This is a genomic window from Blautia wexlerae (assembly GCF_013300825.1).
GTDB classification, from domain to species: Bacteria; Bacillota; Clostridia; order Lachnospirales; family Lachnospiraceae; genus Blautia_A; species Blautia_A wexlerae_B.
Genome location: NZ_JAAIMY010000032.1, coordinates 18654 through 35362, shown reverse-complemented (window position 1 = coordinate 35362; position 16709 = coordinate 18654). Strand labels below are relative to the sequence as shown.

The 16709-nt window shown below is 40.6% G+C and carries 15 protein-coding genes and 1 riboswitch; all 15 genes read left to right on the top strand.

The annotated features are described in order from the left end of the window. The first annotated feature begins 89 nt into the window (after positions 1 to 89). A complete protein-coding gene (locus G4417_RS13845; protein WP_173683884.1) occupies positions 90 to 464 on the top strand; it encodes a hypothetical protein in 375 nt (124 codons plus the stop codon). Positions 465 to 531: 67 nt separating this feature from the next. Beyond that, positions 532 to 948, top strand: a complete 417-nt coding sequence (locus tag G4417_RS13840) for a phage holin family protein (RefSeq protein ID WP_173683885.1) — start codon at positions 532 to 534, stop codon at positions 946 to 948. Then, complete coding sequence (locus tag G4417_RS13835) at positions 945 to 1262, top strand: glucosaminidase domain-containing protein (protein WP_202048537.1); 318 nt, start codon at positions 945 to 947, stop codon at positions 1260 to 1262. The genes G4417_RS13840 and G4417_RS13835 overlap by 4 nt, the downstream gene beginning before the upstream one ends. Positions 1263 to 1541: 279 nt before the next feature. Then, entirely contained in the window at positions 1542 to 1859 is a 318-nt protein-coding gene (locus tag G4417_RS13830; RefSeq protein WP_243268874.1) for a helix-turn-helix domain-containing protein, read from the top strand. Positions 1860 to 1991: 132 nt separating this feature from the next. Next, a riboswitch (cyclic di-GMP riboswitch) is annotated at positions 1992 to 2067 on the top strand. Positions 2068 to 2275: 208 nt separating this feature from the next. Further along, positions 2276 to 5113, top strand: a complete 2838-nt coding sequence (locus G4417_RS13825; protein WP_243872158.1) for a response regulator — start codon at positions 2276 to 2278, stop codon at positions 5111 to 5113. A 70-nt stretch (positions 5114 to 5183) separates the two neighbouring features. After that, positions 5184 to 8015: a transporter substrate-binding domain-containing protein gene (locus G4417_RS13820; RefSeq protein WP_173683888.1), complete on the top strand. Its 2832-nt coding sequence runs from the start codon at positions 5184 to 5186 to the stop codon at positions 8013 to 8015. A 314-nt stretch (positions 8016 to 8329) separates the two neighbouring features. Then, a complete protein-coding gene (locus G4417_RS13815; protein ID WP_173683889.1) occupies positions 8330 to 8884 on the top strand; it encodes a manganese efflux pump MntP family protein in 555 nt (184 codons plus the stop codon). 132 nt (positions 8885 to 9016) lie between these two features. After that, a complete protein-coding gene (locus G4417_RS13810) occupies positions 9017 to 10612 on the top strand; it encodes a DUF1002 domain-containing protein (RefSeq protein WP_243872157.1) in 1596 nt (531 codons plus the stop codon). Next, positions 10602 to 11213 carry a GNAT family N-acetyltransferase gene (locus G4417_RS13805; RefSeq protein ID WP_173683890.1) on the top strand — a complete coding sequence of 204 codons (612 nt, stop codon included), beginning with the start codon at positions 10602 to 10604 and terminating at the stop codon, positions 11211 to 11213. The genes G4417_RS13810 and G4417_RS13805 overlap by 11 nt, the downstream gene beginning before the upstream one ends. Positions 11214 to 11458: 245 nt before the next feature. Further along, positions 11459 to 12661 carry a class I SAM-dependent rRNA methyltransferase gene (locus tag G4417_RS13800; RefSeq protein WP_173683891.1) on the top strand — a complete coding sequence of 401 codons (1203 nt, stop codon included), beginning with the start codon at positions 11459 to 11461 and terminating at the stop codon, positions 12659 to 12661. Positions 12662 to 12781: 120 nt separating this feature from the next. Then, positions 12782 to 13291, top strand: a complete 510-nt coding sequence (locus G4417_RS13795) for a flavin reductase family protein (RefSeq protein ID WP_173683892.1) — start codon at positions 12782 to 12784, stop codon at positions 13289 to 13291. A gap of 72 nt (positions 13292 to 13363) precedes the next feature. Further along, positions 13364 to 13774 (top strand): hypothetical protein, encoded by a 411-nt coding sequence (locus tag G4417_RS13790; protein ID WP_173683893.1) that lies wholly within the window; start codon positions 13364 to 13366, stop codon positions 13772 to 13774. A 53-nt stretch (positions 13775 to 13827) separates the two neighbouring features. Continuing rightward, positions 13828 to 14673 (top strand): DUF5685 family protein, encoded by an 846-nt coding sequence (locus tag G4417_RS13785; protein ID WP_173683894.1) that lies wholly within the window; start codon positions 13828 to 13830, stop codon positions 14671 to 14673. Next, positions 14666 to 15313 (top strand): J domain-containing protein, encoded by a 648-nt coding sequence (locus tag G4417_RS13780; RefSeq protein WP_173683895.1) that lies wholly within the window; start codon positions 14666 to 14668, stop codon positions 15311 to 15313. Before G4417_RS13785 ends, G4417_RS13780 begins: the two co-directional genes overlap by 8 nt. 153 nt (positions 15314 to 15466) lie before the next feature. Continuing rightward, positions 15467 to 16453, top strand: a complete 987-nt coding sequence (locus tag G4417_RS13775; RefSeq protein ID WP_173683896.1) for a diaminopimelate dehydrogenase — start codon at positions 15467 to 15469, stop codon at positions 16451 to 16453. Positions 16454 to 16709 lie beyond the last annotated feature (256 nt).

Below are 16709 nucleotides of genomic sequence, written 5' to 3'. Positions count from 1 at the left end.
ATCTACTTATATGCTTGGCATAAGCAATCTAAGTGAGTTATGTCAATTCCAGTTTGCAGGGCAGGCGGCTGTCATGGAGATGAAGAAGAATGGATGAGAAGAAAGCTTACTGGTTTGAACAGCCATATATGCCGCAGATGAAAAATATTGCGGTGGCGCCTGTTATTCTGGAAGATGGAAGGCTGTCTTTCTGTGTTCCGGGAGATGGTGGTCCTCCGTGGTCAGGGGTATGGAATCTGACGGGAGAGGTTGTTCTGGACGGGGATGATTATTTTGAGTTCCAGTGTGATGATGAAGTGATGCACAGACGGGGCGGAACATATAAGTTTTATGCATTGGATATTGATACATTCCGACGGGAAACACGCCGGTGGATATCTCAGGGAAAAGAAATTGCAGACTGCTGTAAAACAACAGAAGAACTGCATGAATGGTATCTGAAACACTGGACTTACAACAGATAGGATGATTATATTTACGAAGGCATCAGTCAGTTGGCTGGTGCTTTTTTCGTGGGAGGAGGATTCTGGCATGAAGGAATTTTGGAACTTTATTCAGATGGTTTTTATGGCTGTAGGTGGATGGCTGGGCTGGTTTATGGGAGGCTGTGACGGACTTCTGTATGCTCTGATCGCTTTTGTGGTGATCGATTACCTGACCGGGGTGATGTGTGCTTTTGCGGATCATACACTTTCCAGTGAGGTGGGATTCCGGGGAATCTGCAGGAAGGTGCTGATCTTTTTGCTGGTAGGAATGGCGAACATTTTGGATGTGGCTGTGATCGGGAACGAATCCGTTCTGAGGACAGCGGTGATCTTTTTCTATATTTCTAATGAGGGTGTGAGCCTGTTGGAGAATGCAGGGCATCTGGGGCTGCCGATTCCGCAGAAGATGAAGGATGTGCTGGAACAGCTGCATGACAGAGGGAAAGGAAGTGATGGGGAATGAGGATTGCAAGGGAGAAATTTATCGCAGATATTGTGGGGTATGTGAAGAAGTATGCAGGACTGTATGGGATTCTGGTGTACTCGCCTGTGATCGCACAGGCAGTGCTGGAATCCGGATGGGGTGAGAGCAGGCTGGCCAGTCAGTACCATAACTATTTTGGACTGAAATGTGGCATCAGATGGACTGTGGAAACTGTGGCAAAGGAAGTCATTGCCGGAAAGTGTGGAAACGGCGAGGACAGGAAGAAGAGACTGCAGGCTGCGGGATATGATTATGGGGCAGTGCAGAGAAAAGTGAATGAGTTGATGAGATAGTAGGAAGCCTGCTGTTATCTGTGGAGAAATCTGCGGATGATGGCAGGCTTATTTTTTTGTTTGAGGTTTCAAACTTTTATGTGACAAACATAACTGTCTGTGCTATTATAAAAACGATATAAGCGAAAATGACTTTTGCGGAAACGAAAGTATCTTTATATTTTTTTATGCGTATACTTCCTATTGTGGAATTGAATGATTGCAAAGTTGAATACTAATATTTTTTCATTATTACAGGTACAATAAGAACATGTAATAGCGGAAATGAGGTATAGTTACTTGCAGATAGAGAAGTATATTGCGGATAAAATAACATCTTTGTGTGAAAAGCGTGATATCAGTAAATATAGATTATCGCAGCTGTCGGGAATTTCCCAGTCGTCACTGGGAAGAATCATGGCGCAGGAAAACCTGCCGTCGCTGATCACACTTGAAAAAATATGTACAGCATTAGGCGTGACATTATCACAGTTTTTTCAGGAAGGTAATTCAGAGAATCTGACAGAAAAACAGAAAGAAGTTCTAGGGATATGGAACAATCTGAGTACAAATGAGCAGGAAACAGTAATGTCAATGCTGCGTGGACTTCGGAAGTAGAAGAACAGTTCGAGTATATGTATCGACTGTTCTTTTTTATTTTTTGTCGTTAAACGGTAATGTTTTTCTTGTGTATACTAGAGCATTAAAGTATAATGAGATCGGTTTTTTGCATAAGTATTAAAGCTATAATAAGGAAATCGGCAAACCAGATGAAAGTCTGGGACGCAAAGCTACAGGGCCTGTAAAATGGCAGCCAGTTGCATGAAATGAGGTGCACTGTCTGTTTGACAGTGCTTTTTTATGGTAGAGCACTTGAATAAGTAATACAGAAGCTGTTTGGAAAAATATTGTGAAAAATAGTGTGGAGGTTATTGATAATTAATGAATGTAAAATTAAAATCTGGAAGCAAGCAAGCAACTGTAGCCTAGAGGATGGGAGAAAGATGAAGAAGTGCAAATTAGTACAGAATATAATGAATTTCAAATTTTATTACATTATATTTTGCACAATTATATGTTTTATTGTTTTATCCGTTCCTACATTTGCCAAAGAAAACTCTGACAATGTTATCCGGGTAGGATCTTTTGAGGAAACTTATAATGTAGTCAATGAAAAGGGAGAAAGAAGCGGCTATGGTTATGAGTATCTTCAAGATATTGCAGGTTATGCAGGATGGACATATAAATACATAACAAGTGATTGGAAAAACTGCTTTACACAGTTGGAAAATGGAGAGATTGATATTCTTGGTGGCATTTCCTATACAGACGAACGTGCTGAAAATATGCTTTTTTCCGATATGCCTATGGGGGAAGAGAAATATTACATCTATACGGATGCATCCAATATGGATCTTACAGCAGGAAATCTTGACTCTTTCGAGGGGAAAAATATTGGTGTGTTTAAAGATCATATACCGGAGGATGTGCTTAATGAATGGGAATCAAAATATGGTCTGCATACGAAGCATATCAATGTTTCTACAACCACAGAAATTATGGACAAACTGTCGAAACATGAAATTGACTGCTTCGTTTCGGTAGAAGAATCCCGTTGGGAAGAATCGGATATTTCACCGCTTACAAGTATTGGAGAGACAGAAATCTATTTCGCTATAAATCCAGAACGTCCGGATATCAAAGAAGCATTGGATAGTGCTATGCGCAGAATCAAGGATGACAACCCATTTTACACAGATGATCTCTACAGGCGTTATCTTTCTGCACAGAGCAGCTCGTTTCTTTCAAAAGAAGAAAGGGAGTGGATCGGGCAGCATGGAGCAATCAGGATAGGGTATCTGAATCAGGATGGAGGTATCAGTAGTGTAGATCCATCAACAGGCAAATTGACAGGTGTTATCACAGATTATGTGGATCTTGCAGAAAATTGTCTGCAAGGTCAGACTCTGGAATTTGAATTAAATGGATATGATACAAGAAGTGAACTGCTTCAGGCATTGCAGGATGGAAAAATAGACCTGATTTTTCATGCAAACCAGAATCCATACTTTGCGGAAACAAATGGATTTGCTTTGTCGGATACGCTATTGACTCTCAATATGGCAGCAATTACGGCAAAGGATTCTTTTGATGAAAATAAAGAGAATATAGTTGCCGTTGAAAAAGATGACTTTGCATTGAAAGCATATCTTTCATACAATTATCCGCAATGGGAGGTTGTAGAATATGAGACATCAGATGCAGCAGTAAAAGCAATGCAGAAAGGGGAGACGGATTGTATTGTAAGCAATTCAGGTACTGTTTCAGGCTATTTGAAAAATAATAAGCTTCATAGTGTTTTCCTGACAAAAGAAGCTGATGTTTCATTTGCTGTTCAGCAGGGAGAACCGGTTCTTTTGTCCATTCTGAATAAAACACTGACATCTATGCCTACAACTCAATTTTCAGGTGCAGTAGTTTCGTATAATGTTTCCTCGCGAAAAGTTACAGCGAAGGATTTTATTCAGGACAATTTACTGGCTGTCTCACTCATAGTTGGAATCTCTATTTTTGTTGCCCTGTGTATAATTCTTGATTCTTTGAAAAAATCAAAACGTGCGGAAGAAAAATCCAAGAAGTCTGCTGAGCAGGCATTGAAGCTGAATCAGGAGCTTGAAGAAAAACAGCAGGAATTACAAAATGCACTTGTAGAAGCACAGAGTGCCAATAAGGCTAAGACTTCCTTTTTAAATAACATGTCTCATGACATCAGGACACCGATCAATGGCATTATGGGCATGCTTACAATTCTTGAAAAAAGCGGAAATGATGGTGAGCGGGCAAAAGATTGCCTGAATAAAATAAATGAGTCTTCGAAACTGCTATTATCATTGGTAAATGATGTTTTGGATATGGCAAAGTTAGAATCGGATACCGTGGTTTTTAGTGATGAATCCATCAATCTGGATCAGGTATGTCAGGAAATCACGGAGTCACTATCTTTTCAGGCAGAAGAAAAAGGACTTCATGTTATAGGAGAACATGATGATTACAGTGGTATATATGTCTGGAGCAATGCAGTTCATCTGAAAAAAATATTGATGAATCTGTTTACAAACAGTATGAAGTACAATAAGGTGAATGGTTTTATTTACATGAGTATGAGAACGATTGAAAGATCAGAAGATCACATGACATGTGAATTTAAAATAAAAGATAATGGAATTGGAATGTCAGAAGAATTTATAAAAAATGAATTGTTTACTCCATTTGTACAGGCAGATAATTCCCCACGTTCTGATTATAATGGGACAGGTCTGGGAATGCCTATTGTGAAACAACTTGTAGAAAAGATGGGCGGAACCATAACAGTTGAAAGCAAGCTTGGTGAAGGAAGCTGTTTTACTGTAATACTTCCATTTAAAATTGATACGAATGCACGGCCGGAAGAAAAAGAAGATTTCAATGCAGATATATCAGGTGTCCGGATATTATTGGTTGAAGATAATGAGCTGAATGCGGAAATAGCAGAATTTATACTGACGGAAAATGGGGCTAAAGTAGAAACAGTGAAAAATGGGTTAGAAGCTGTTCAGCACTTTGAAGCCTGCGAATCAGGAACATACGATGTTATTTTAATGGATGTCATGATGCCGGTGATGGATGGGCTTACTGCCACAAAAACAATAAGATCCCTGGAACGGCAGGATGCAAAAACAATCCCTATCATTGCTATGACTGCAAATGCATTTAGGGAAGATGCAGAAAAGTGTATGGAAGCAGGAATGAACGCACATCTTGCAAAGCCATTAGATGATAAAACAATCAAGCAGACTATATGCGAAGAATTGAGAAGCAGTAGGGACAGGTGAAAATTTATTAAACCAGGAGGTTGACAAGGAGACGTATAGAGAAATATATTTGACAGACAGGAGATTTAATATGATTTCGAGAGCAAAGAAATGTGTGGCAGTGTTACTGGTTTTTGTATGCGTGTGTATGATATTTTCTCCCCTGACTGCATATGCGGCCGAGGACTGTTCGCAGCATGAAACTGTCAAAGTCGGTTTCTTTGCCATGGATGGTTATCACATGATGGATGAAGAGGGGAACCGCAGCGGTTATGGCTATGATTTCCTTCGGTTGATGGCTCGTTATTGGGATGTAGATTACGAATATGTCGGATACGATCAGAGTTGGGATGATATGCAGCAGATGCTTGAAGATGGCGAGATTGACATGGTAACATCTGCCCGCAAAACATCGGACAGAGAAGAAAAGTTTGATTTTTCACGTCCGATCGGAACCAATTATGGGATGCTGACCGTCCGCAGTGACAACAGCACGATTGTGGACGGCAATTACAGCACTTACAACGGTATGCGTGTGGCGCTTTTGAACGGAAACACCCGGAATGAAGAGTTTGCGGATTTTGCAGACGACAAAGGATTTACATATGTTCCATCTTATTTTGATACGACCACAGAAATGGATGAAGCCCTTCAGAGCGAAAAAGTTGATGCGATTGTTACCAGTTCTCTGAGAAAAACAAACAATGAGCGAATCGTGGATAAATTTGGCAGCAGCGATTTCTATGTCATTGTTAAAAAGGGCAATACAGAATTGCTGAATGAGATCAATTATGCGATCGATCAGATGAATGCGGTTGAGGGTGACTGGAAAACGACGCTTTACAATAAAAATTATGAAAGCATAGAAACTAAGAATCTGGAATATACGGAGCAAGAAAAAAGTATTATTGCACAATATTCCAAGGACAACCCGCTTCATGTTCTGTGTGATCCGTCCCGTTATCCATATTCTTATAATGAAAATGGTGAGATGAAGGGGATTATCCCAGATTACTTCCGGAAAATTGCAGACTATGCCGGGATTTCCTATGAGTTTCTTACACCTGCCACCAGAGATGAGTATATTGCTTATCAGAAAAATAAGGAAGCCACAGAGATGAGTATCGATGCACGCCTGGAAACAGATAACTATGCTGAGACGAAAAAATGGGGGATTACTGCACCTTTCATTACAATGCAGCTGGCAAGGGTGACACGGCGTGACTTTGATGGAGAAATCAATGTTGTTACTACGGTTGACCAGACAGCATCAAATTCAATTGCAGATGCAATGGCACCCGGTGCAGAAAAGCTGATGTGCAGTACCCGGCAGGAAATGATGGAAGCTGTCCGTAAGGGTAAAGCCGATGCTGCCTTCGTCTACTATTACATGGCACAGGCGTTTGTGAATAGTGACACTACGGGCACCATGACATATACGCTGCTGGAACAGCCTACATTCACCTACCGTATGGTAGTTTCGTCAACAGAGAACCATGCGCTGGCTGGTATTCTGACGAAAGCAATGTATGCCATGCCCAAAAATCTTGTCGAAGATCTAGCAGCACGGTATACCACATACAAAGCAGCAGAGCTGACATTTGTTGACTGGATCCGTCTGCATCCTGTTGTTACTGTTTGGCTTCTTCTTATTTTCGGATGGCTGCTGACTACTATGGCTGTGATAGCAATGCGTCTCAGTGCAAGAAAAAAAGCTCAGAAGGTAGCCCAGGAGAAGGCTGAGGAAATGGCGGAACTGGCAGAGCATGCGCAGGCTGCAAACAAGGCAAAAACAGCATTTCTGTCACATATGTCCCATGATATGAGAACACCGATGAATGCAATCATGGGATTTACCGGTATTGCAATGAAAAATAATCCGTCAGACGAAGTGAAAAATTGTCTGGAAAAGATTGATGAAAGTTCAGAGCATTTACTGTCGCTGATCAATGATGTATTAGATCTGACTCGCGTGGAAAGTGGAAAAGTGAAATACAATCCGGTACCGGCAGATTTAAAAAGTATCACAGATTCTGCACTGGATATTACAAAAGGCTTTCTTACGAACAGGGATATCAGCTTTAAGATCCAGCATGAAGAAGCAAAGATCCCAAATGTACTTGTGGATCCTGTACGTCTGCGAGATGTGCTGGTTAATATTCTGAGCAATGCCGTGAAGTTCACTCCGGATGGAGGGACGATTACATTTGAAGCCCGGTGTCAGGAAAAGGGCGGGGATGGATATATAAATATGCATTACCGCATTTCGGATACTGGTATTGGCATGAGTAAGGAATTTACAAAAGAAATTTTTGAGGAATTTGCACAGGAAGATTCCGATGTGAGAACGCAGTACCATGGAGCTGGACTGGGGATGGCTATCGTAAAGAAGTATGTAGATATGATGGGTGGAACCATTTCCGTGCAAAGCAAAAAGCATGAGGGAACCACTTTCACTGTGGATATTCCTCTGGAAATTACAGATAAGGAATGTAATAAGTCAGACACAGGTTTTTCTGAAAAGGTAAATCTTACAGGTGTGAAAGTCCTTCTTGCAGAGGATAATGAGCTGAATGCAGAAATTGCGACCGTGCAGCTGGAAGCGTTTGGAATGAATGTAGAAAGAGCTGTAGATGGAAAGAATGCTGTTGAGATTTTCAGAAATCATCCGGAAGGCACATTTGATGTAATCCTGATGGATATCATGATGCCTGAAATGAACGGTTATGAAGCGGCAAAAGCAATCAGGGCGATGAATGACAGACCGGATGGAAAAAACATTCCTATTATAGCAATGACAGCCAATTCATTTGCTGAAGATGTTCAGGCATCACTGGATGCAGGAATGAATACACATTTGTCAAAGCCGATTGTGATTGAGGAAGTTATAAAAACGATTTTAAGGTATGTTCATAATGATTAGCAGAGGTTCATGAATTAGTGGGATACAATTTATACTTGATAAATATTAATCAATATGATAAAATATGGACGTTCTTCAGGAGGGAGTAATCGGCATATTCGTATGGATATGTAGTACTATCGACATAATGGTGCCAGAGGCACCCGGTATTACAGTAAACGATGAGACTCATGGACAGTTTAAATGACTGTCTGTGTGTCTCTTTTTTTATGCTACAGGAAAAATACTTCGTAATGTTCCTGTAACATAAAAAAGCCTTCCGGGCAGGATTCTTTCTTGTACCGCAGCAAAAATAATATATGAGGAGAAAAAACATGAACATTTTTGAACTTTTTATACTGGCAATCGGATTGTCTATGGATGCGTTTGCGGTGTCTGTCTGTAAGGGACTTTCACTTGGAAAAATCAATGCCAGGCATATGTGTATTGCCGGCGCATGGTTTGGCGGGTTTCAGGCATTAATGCCTCTTATCGGTTATTTTGGAGGGTGCTTTTTTGCAGATAAAGCTACCAGATACAGCCATTGGGTAGCTTTTGCACTTCTGGTATTTATTGGTGTCAGTATGATCAGAGAATCCCGGGAAGAAGAACATGTAAATGCAGATATGGATATGAAATCCATGTTTATTCTTGCGGTAGCAACCAGCATTGATGCGCTGGCTGTAGGAGTAACATTTGCATTTCTGAAAGTAGAAATCATATCGGCGGTATCCTTTATCGGTGTGGTAACCTTTGTCTGTTCAGCAGCAGGAATAAAGATCGGCAGTCTTTTCGGAGTAAGGTACAAATCAAAAGCAGAGTTATGCGGAGGTATTATTCTTATCCTTATTGGAACGAAGATTCTGTTGGAAGGACTGGGAATTATATAGATAATATGTGTGGAAAAAATAAAACAGTTATATAATAATTACAAATATCAGTTCAAACGTGTTATAATACCAATATCAATGAACAATACAAGATGGCGGTTATCTGCCCATATATCAGGGAGGTCTTATATTATGAAAAAAGCAAAAACAGCAGCAGCATTTCTGTGCAGTGCATGCCTGGTACTTTCAGGAACAACAGTACCGACACTGGCAGATTCAATGAAGGTTGTAACACTGGGAGCCGATCTTTCAGAGGCTCAGAAGAACACGATGATGAAATATTTCAATGTGGACAGTAATCAGGTACAGATCCTTACAATCACCAATCAGGATGAGAGAGATCATTTAAGTTCCTATGTACCATTAGAGCAGATTGGAACCAGAACAGTGAGCTGTGCATACGTAAAGCCGACTCAGTCAGGTGGTATCAAAGTAAGAACAGCCAATCTCAACTGGGTAACATGCAACATGATCGCAACATCACTTTCCACATCTGGTGTGAAGAACTGTGAAGTTGTAGCAGCCTGCCCATTTGAAGTGTCCGGAACAGGTGCTCTGACAGGAATCCAGATGGCATATGAAACAGCCACAGGTGAACAGCTTGACAGTGCCAAGAAGGAACTTGCGACGGAGGAAATGGTAGTAACCGGTAATCTTGCAGATGAAGTGGGAAAGAACGATGCAACAACAGTTATGAACAATTCCAAAATGCAGGTTATCAAAGATAACGTTCAGAATGCAGATGATATTTATAATATTGTAGTAAACATTGCACAGCAGAATAATGTGAACCTGGATTCAGATCAGATCAATAAGATTGTAAATGTTCTGGAGCAGATTGCAAAGCAGGAGTACAATTATGATGATGTAAAGGCAACACTGGAGCAGGTAGAGCAGAATACATCCGGTGACAGTGATGAGATTGGTGATGTTGCTGATGAAGAGGATGATACTGTGAATGCAGGTGATCCTGCAGATGGCGATGATATTCTGAACAGTGTGGATAACAGTGCTTTAGGTGGAGATATTGTAGAAAGCTCCACAGAGAATCCTTCACTTGAAGAGGATTCAGGACTGATTGAGGATGATACTGACAATCAGGGTGACGGAGATCTCAGTGAAACAGAAGAACCGCAGGAAACAGACAGCAATGAAACTACTGATGACAGCACACTTGGAAATGTAGATGAAGGTGATACAGATTCCGGTGAAGATACAGATGATGCCGGAAGTGAAACTGGATCCGATGAGCTGGATACTTCTGCACTGACAGAAGATCAGAAGGCAATGTTTGACAAAGCTGAGAATTTCTGCAAGGGAGAATATGAAGGCGATACCACTGCTCTTACAACAGCTATGGAAGATGAAACAGCAACAGCTTCCGTAACTCTTGATGCTGAAAATGGTGCAACTCTTGCTAAGAATGTGGAGAAGGCATATCTGAAAGTTCTTACAGAAGGTACAGATTCTTATCAGGCAGATGGAACTGAAACTTACATGAGTACAGAACTTAATATGGTAGATAAATCCATGAAGGAGATCTTTGGATTAAGTGCAGATGCACAGGCAAGTCCGGAACTTGGAGATCTTTCTGATGATGACAGACAGACTTTATATAATGAAACAATGAAATTCTTTGAGAAACTCTATGGCGAGAGTACAGAGACTTATAATACAGAGGATGCAGATTCCGCAGAGACTGCAGACAGTCAGGAAAATGCAGAATAATCAGAGTCCCCGGAGCAATTCAGAGAGTAACAGTAATTTTGAGAAAGAACCGTTCAGGATACGAAAGGCAGAAATGGCAGACATGGATGGAATCATGGCTGTTATGTATGAAGCGCAGAATGATAAAACGCATCCGGACTGGTTTGTATCTGATGATGAAGAATATGTCAGGGCACATATGAAAGAGCATGGATTTGTGATCGTGGCACAGGCAGCAGATGATTCAGTTGCAGGTTTTTTCCTTATTAAATATCCTGAGAACAGAGCAGATAATCTGGGAATATATCTCGATTTTGATGAGGAACAGCTTTCACATATTGCAGTTATGGACTCTGCAGTTGTGAGCAGCACCTGCAGAGGAAACGGACTGCAAGGGCGTATGCTGGAAGCTGCGGAGAGATTTCTGGATACGGAACAATATTATTATCTCATGTGTACCATACATCCGGATAATCAGTTCAGCAGACACAATATGGAAAGTCATGGGTATAAAGTTCAGAAGACAGCACTTTGTTATGGCGGTCTGCCAAGATGTATACTGTTGAAAGATTTAACCGGAGTCCATAAATCTTTTGCGGGAATTGCGAAAAGTGATAAATGAAAAGTGATAGCAGTGAAAAGCAGTTGGTGAAATTTTTGTGATTTCGTCGGCTGCTTTTCGTTATGTATGGAAAAAATGAAATGAATGTGATAAAATAATGTGATTATAGCAAATCTGTAAAATATTACAGGCAATTAACCTGTCGGTACACTGGACTATCAGAAGGTGAAGTCTTGTTGTTCGATTTGAACGCATTATTTTGTGGAATTGTTACGAATGTAGAAAGAACATGAGGAGAAATACGAATGGGAATGGCAGTAGTAACTTTGAAAAAGGGAGAAGGAAGGCTTCTGAAATCCGGCGGAATGTGGATTTTTGATAATGAGATAGATTCAGTCATGGGGAATTTCGAGAATGGAGATATAGTACTTATCCATGATTTTGACGGATATCCCATGGGAAGAGGGTTTATCAACACCAATTCTAAAATCACAGTACGTCTTATGACAAGAGATGAAAATGTTGAGATTAACGAAGAATTTCTGGAGAAGCGTGTACGTGATGCATGGGAGTACCGCAGGAAGGTGGTAGATACAGGATGTTGTCGTCTGATCTTCGCAGAAGCAGATTTTCTTCCGGGAATTGTAGTGGACAAATTTTCAGATGTGCTGGTAGTTCAGTCACTGGCACTGGGAATTGATCGTTTTAAAGAAACGATCGTAGAGCTTATTAAGAAAGTTCTGGCAGAGGATGGAATCACGGTCAGGGGTGTTTACGAGAGAAGTGATGTGAAGGTGCGCAAACAGGAAGGAATGGAAATGGTTAAAGGTTTTATCGGACCGGAGTTTCCAACGCTTGTGCAGATTGAAGAAAATGGCGTAAAATATGAAGTTGATGTAAAGGACGGACAGAAGACAGGATTTTTCCTGGATCAGAAGTATAACAGACTGGCAATCCAGAAGCTTTGCAAAGGTGCGAAAGTTCTGGACTGCTTTACACATACAGGTTCCTTTGCACTGAATGCCGGAATTGCAGGTGCTGAAAGTGTAACCGGTGTGGATGCATCTCAGTTGGCGGTAGATCAGGCAACAGCCAATGCGGCATTGAATGGTTTATCTGACAGTGTGAAATTTATCTGTGAAGATGTTTTTGAACTGCTTCCAGAACTGGAAGAAAAGGGTGAGAAATTTGATGTTGTGATTCTTGATCCTCCGGCATTCACTAAATCCAGAAATTCTATTAAGAATGCAGTAAAAGGATACAGGGAAATTAATCTGCGTGCCATGAAACTGGTAAAAGACGGAGGTTTTCTTGCAACCTGTTCCTGTTCTCATTTTATGGATTATGAATTATTTACCAAAACCATCGGACAGGCGGCAAAGAATGTACATAAGAGACTTCGCCAGGTAGAATACAGGACACAGGCACCGGATCATCCAATCCTGTGGGCGGCAGATGAGTCTTATTATCTGAAGTTCTATATCTTCCAGGTATGCAATGACAGATAATTATATAATACGATATCAGAGCCAGAGTGTACTTGCACGATAAGATTTTTGAGAAAACAGGGATTTCTGTAGCAGAGGATTTCGGATGTTTGAGAATAAAGAAAGAGAGGAAATATTATTATGAGTTTTAAAGAAGTAAAGGCAGAAGAACTGACAATGAATCCATTTACAAAGATTGGAAAGGAATGGCTGCTGATCACAGCAGGAAATGAGGAGAAATGCAATACCATGACAGCAAGCTGGGGGGCAATGGGTGTTATGTGGGGAAAGAACGCAGTGACTGTATATATCCGTCCTCAGAGATACACCAAGGAATTTGTGGACAGGGAAGATACATTTACAATTTCTGTTCTGGGAGAAGAGTATCGCAAGGCATTAAATTATTGCGGAAAGGTTTCAGGAAAAGATGCGGATAATAAGATTAAGGAAGCAGGACTGACTCCTTACTTTACAGACAAAACAACAGGAATTGAAGAAGCTGACATGATCATGGTCTGCAAAAAAATGTATCATGATGAGATTAAACCGGAATGCTTTGATGCCGGAGAAAATGACAGCAAGTGGTATCCGCAGAAAGATTACCATACCATGTATATTGCTGAAATCCTGAAAGTTCTTGTCAGAGAATAAAATCCTGCAAATAATTCAATTTATCAGAACAGAAAACAAAATGTATTGCAAATAATAAAAAGAGGTAGTTTAATGAAAGACAAGCTAAACAGATTCATGCAGGGACGCTATGGAGTGGATAATCTTTCAAGATTTATTCTTGGTGTGGCACTTTTCGTCATTGTTGTGGGTTCTTTTCTGAGGCAAAATGCCGCCGGAGGTATTCTGGATACAGTTGGATTTATTCTTATCATTTATACATATTTCAGAATACTTTCCAGAAATATCTCTGCACGATATGCGGAAAATCAGAAATATCTGGGATATACTCAGAAAATCCGCAGCCAGTTTAACAGAGAGAAAAATATGATGGAGCAGAGAAAAACCCATCATATCTATACCTGCCCTGGATGTGGACAGAAGATACGTATTCCCAGAGGAAAAGGACAGAAGGTAGAGATTGAATGTCCGAAATGTCATGAGAAGTTTATTAAAAGACGCTGATTTGCTGCCAACACGCTCTGGCAGATCATCATAAGCTATGGGCTGGAGGAACTATGTTTGGTTATGTGGTAATGAATAAGCCGGAAATCAAGTTTAAGGATTTTGATCTGTACAGATCCTTTTACTGTGGACTTTGCAGAGAACTTAAAAGCAAATATGGGATATCAGGTCAGATTTCACTGACTTATGATATGACGTTTGTTGTGATTCTTCTCAGTGCGCTTTATGAGCCGCCCATGCAGAAGGGAACTACCAGATGTGTGATTCATCCGGTTCACAGACAGCCTGTCAGAAGAAATACAGTGACCGGATATGCAGCAGATATGAATGTGCTCCTTGCTTATTATAAATGCCGGGATGACTGGGAGGATGAGAAAAAAATAACTGCTCTTGGTTATTCAAAAATTCTTCAGGGGAAAGTAAAAAAGCTGGATCAGGAATATCCGGATAAATCCCGAAGAATACAGAAACTTCTCGGTGAACTGTCTGAGATGGAGAAATCCGGAGAAAAAGATATTGACAAAATGGCGGGCTGCTTTGGGAAAATTATGGAAGAGATTTTTGCATGGAAGCAGGATGTGTGGGAAGACACTTTGCGCAGAATGGGATTTTTCCTTGGTAAATTTATTTATCTTCTGGATGCATATGATGATGTGGAAGAGGATATAAAAAATAAAAATTACAATCCTTTTTCAGAACAATATATAATAGAAGGGTTCGATGAGCAGGTACGTCAGATTCTGATCATGATGATGGCACAGACCTGCAGGGAGTTTGAGAAGCTTCCTATTATAAAATACACTGATATTTTGAGAAATATTCTTTACTCAGGAGTATGGTGCCGGTTTGAGGCAATTCATAAGAAGAGAAAAGAATCAGGGGAGAGAGAGAATGATTGATCCGTACAGTACACTGGGGATTTCCAGAGATGCATCCGATGAGGAAGTGAAGAAGGCATATCGTAAGCTGAGCAGAAAATATCATCCGGATGCAAATATTGACAATCCGAATAAAGAACAGGCTGAGGAGAAATTCAAGCAGGTTCAGCAGGCTTATGAGCAGATTATGAAGGAAAGAGAGCAGGGAACCGGTTACGGAAATTATGGCAGCAATAATTACGGTGGTTTTGGCGGATTTTCAGGACAGTCAGACTCAGGCTATCAGGATGAAGAAGCCATGCGCAGGCAGGCGGCAGCCAATTATATCCAGAGCGGTCATTATCGTGAGGCTATGAATGTTCTGCAGTCACTTTCACAGAGAAACGGACAGTGGTATTATCTGTCTTCTATGGCAAATATGGGACTTGGAAATAATGTAAATGCTTTAAATGATATTAAAGAAGCTATTCGTCTGGAGCCGGACAATGCACAGTATCAGATGCTTTTACGGCAGATGGAAGGCGGAGGAAGCTGGTATCAGGAGATGCAGAATCCATTTGGAGGTATGCCGACGGGCGGAGATGATTATTGTATGAAGCTGTGCCTGGCGAATATGGCATGCAGTCTGTGCTGTCCGGGTGGAGGCGTATTTTGTTGTTGATTTTTGTAACAAACTGGTTACTGGATTATAAAACTTCCATTAATGGATTGACAATCAAAATGGAAAATATTACTATAGTAAAGTGATAATGCGCAGTTGTGGTAATAAGGAATAGCTGCGATAACAGAAGAAAGGTTACAGGAGGAAATTATAATGAGTATTCGTATTGGTATTTTGGGCTACGGTAATCTTGGCCGTGGTGTAGAGTGCGCAATCAAACATAATCCGGATCTGGAACTTGTGGCTGTATTTACACGTCGTGCTCCGGAAACCGTTAAGATTCTTACAGAGACAGCAACAGTATATTCTGTTAGTGATGCTGAGAAAATGAAAGATAAGATTGACGTTCTTATCATCTGTGGTGGAAGCGCAACAGATCTTCCGAAACAGACACCGGAATATGCAAAGATGTTTAACGTAATTGACAGCTTTGATACACATGCAAGAATTCCGGAACATTTTGATGCAGTAGATGCGGCAGCAAAAGGAAGCGGTCATATCGGTATTATTTCAGTAGGCTGGGATCCGGGAATGTTCTCACTGAACCGTCTTTACGCAAATGCAATTCTTACAAACGGAAAAGATTACACATTCTGGGGCAAGGGTGTAAGCCAGGGACATTCAGATGCAGTACGCCGTATTAAAGGTGTAAAAGACGCAAAACAGTATACAATTCCTGTTGAAGCGGCACTGGAAGCAGTAAGAAACGGAGAGAATCCAGATCTTACAACAAGACAGAAACATACAAGAGAATGCTTTGTAGTTGCAGAGGAAGGTGCAGATCTGGCACAGATCGAGAACGACATTAAGACTATGCCGAATTATTTCTCAGATTACGACACAACTGTACACTTCATTTCGGAAGAAGAACTGAAGCGTGATCACAGTGGAATCCCGCATGGCGGTTTTGTGATCCGTTCCGGAAAAACAGGATGGAATAATGAGAACAGTCACGTGATCGAATACAGTCTGAAACTGGATTCTAATCCGGAGTTTACTTCTTCTGTACTTGTTGCATATGCAAGAGCTGCATATCGCATGAATAAAGAAGGACAGAGCGGTGCGAAGACAGTATTTGATGTGGCACCTGCTTATTTATGTGCTGCTGACGGGGCTGAATTAAGAAAGCATCTGCTGTGATCAGGGATATAAGATGATATTCTGTCTGCTGAAAAAATAAAGAGAAAACAGATATACAGGTTATATTTCACAGTGTGATTTTGTGAAAAGAGACAAAGTATTTGTGGACTTTGTCTCTTTTTTTATGGAACAGACTGTGAAAAATTAGTGAATATTTAACAGAATTTTACTTGTCTGTTGACGGGTTATTTAAAGTGTAATATAATAGGGTCATAGAAACGTAACAACATTGTAAAAAACCTTGTAAAACCTCAGA

Coding starts and splice junctions, on each gene's coding strand:
- G4417_RS13845 (WP_173683884.1), top strand. CDS start 90: ATGGATGAGAAGAAAGCTTACTGGTTTGAACAGCCATATATGCCGCAG.
- G4417_RS13840 (WP_173683885.1), top strand. CDS start 532: ATGAAGGAATTTTGGAACTTTATTCAGATGGTTTTTATGGCTGTAGGT.
- G4417_RS13835 (WP_202048537.1), top strand. CDS start 945: ATGAGGATTGCAAGGGAGAAATTTATCGCAGATATTGTGGGGTATGTG.
- G4417_RS13825 (WP_243872158.1), top strand. CDS start 2,276: ATGAATTTCAAATTTTATTACATTATATTTTGCACAATTATATGTTTT.
- G4417_RS13820 (WP_173683888.1), top strand. CDS start 5,184: ATGATTTCGAGAGCAAAGAAATGTGTGGCAGTGTTACTGGTTTTTGTA.
- G4417_RS13815 (WP_173683889.1), top strand. CDS start 8,330: ATGAACATTTTTGAACTTTTTATACTGGCAATCGGATTGTCTATGGAT.
- G4417_RS13810 (WP_243872157.1), top strand. CDS start 9,017: ATGAAAAAAGCAAAAACAGCAGCAGCATTTCTGTGCAGTGCATGCCTG.
- G4417_RS13805 (WP_173683890.1), top strand. CDS start 10,602: ATGCAGAATAATCAGAGTCCCCGGAGCAATTCAGAGAGTAACAGTAAT.
- G4417_RS13800 (WP_173683891.1), top strand. CDS start 11,459: ATGGGAATGGCAGTAGTAACTTTGAAAAAGGGAGAAGGAAGGCTTCTG.
- G4417_RS13795 (WP_173683892.1), top strand. CDS start 12,782: ATGAGTTTTAAAGAAGTAAAGGCAGAAGAACTGACAATGAATCCATTT.
- G4417_RS13790 (WP_173683893.1), top strand. CDS start 13,364: ATGAAAGACAAGCTAAACAGATTCATGCAGGGACGCTATGGAGTGGAT.
- G4417_RS13785 (WP_173683894.1), top strand. CDS start 13,828: ATGTTTGGTTATGTGGTAATGAATAAGCCGGAAATCAAGTTTAAGGAT.
- G4417_RS13780 (WP_173683895.1), top strand. CDS start 14,666: ATGATTGATCCGTACAGTACACTGGGGATTTCCAGAGATGCATCCGAT.
- G4417_RS13775 (WP_173683896.1), top strand. CDS start 15,467: ATGAGTATTCGTATTGGTATTTTGGGCTACGGTAATCTTGGCCGTGGT.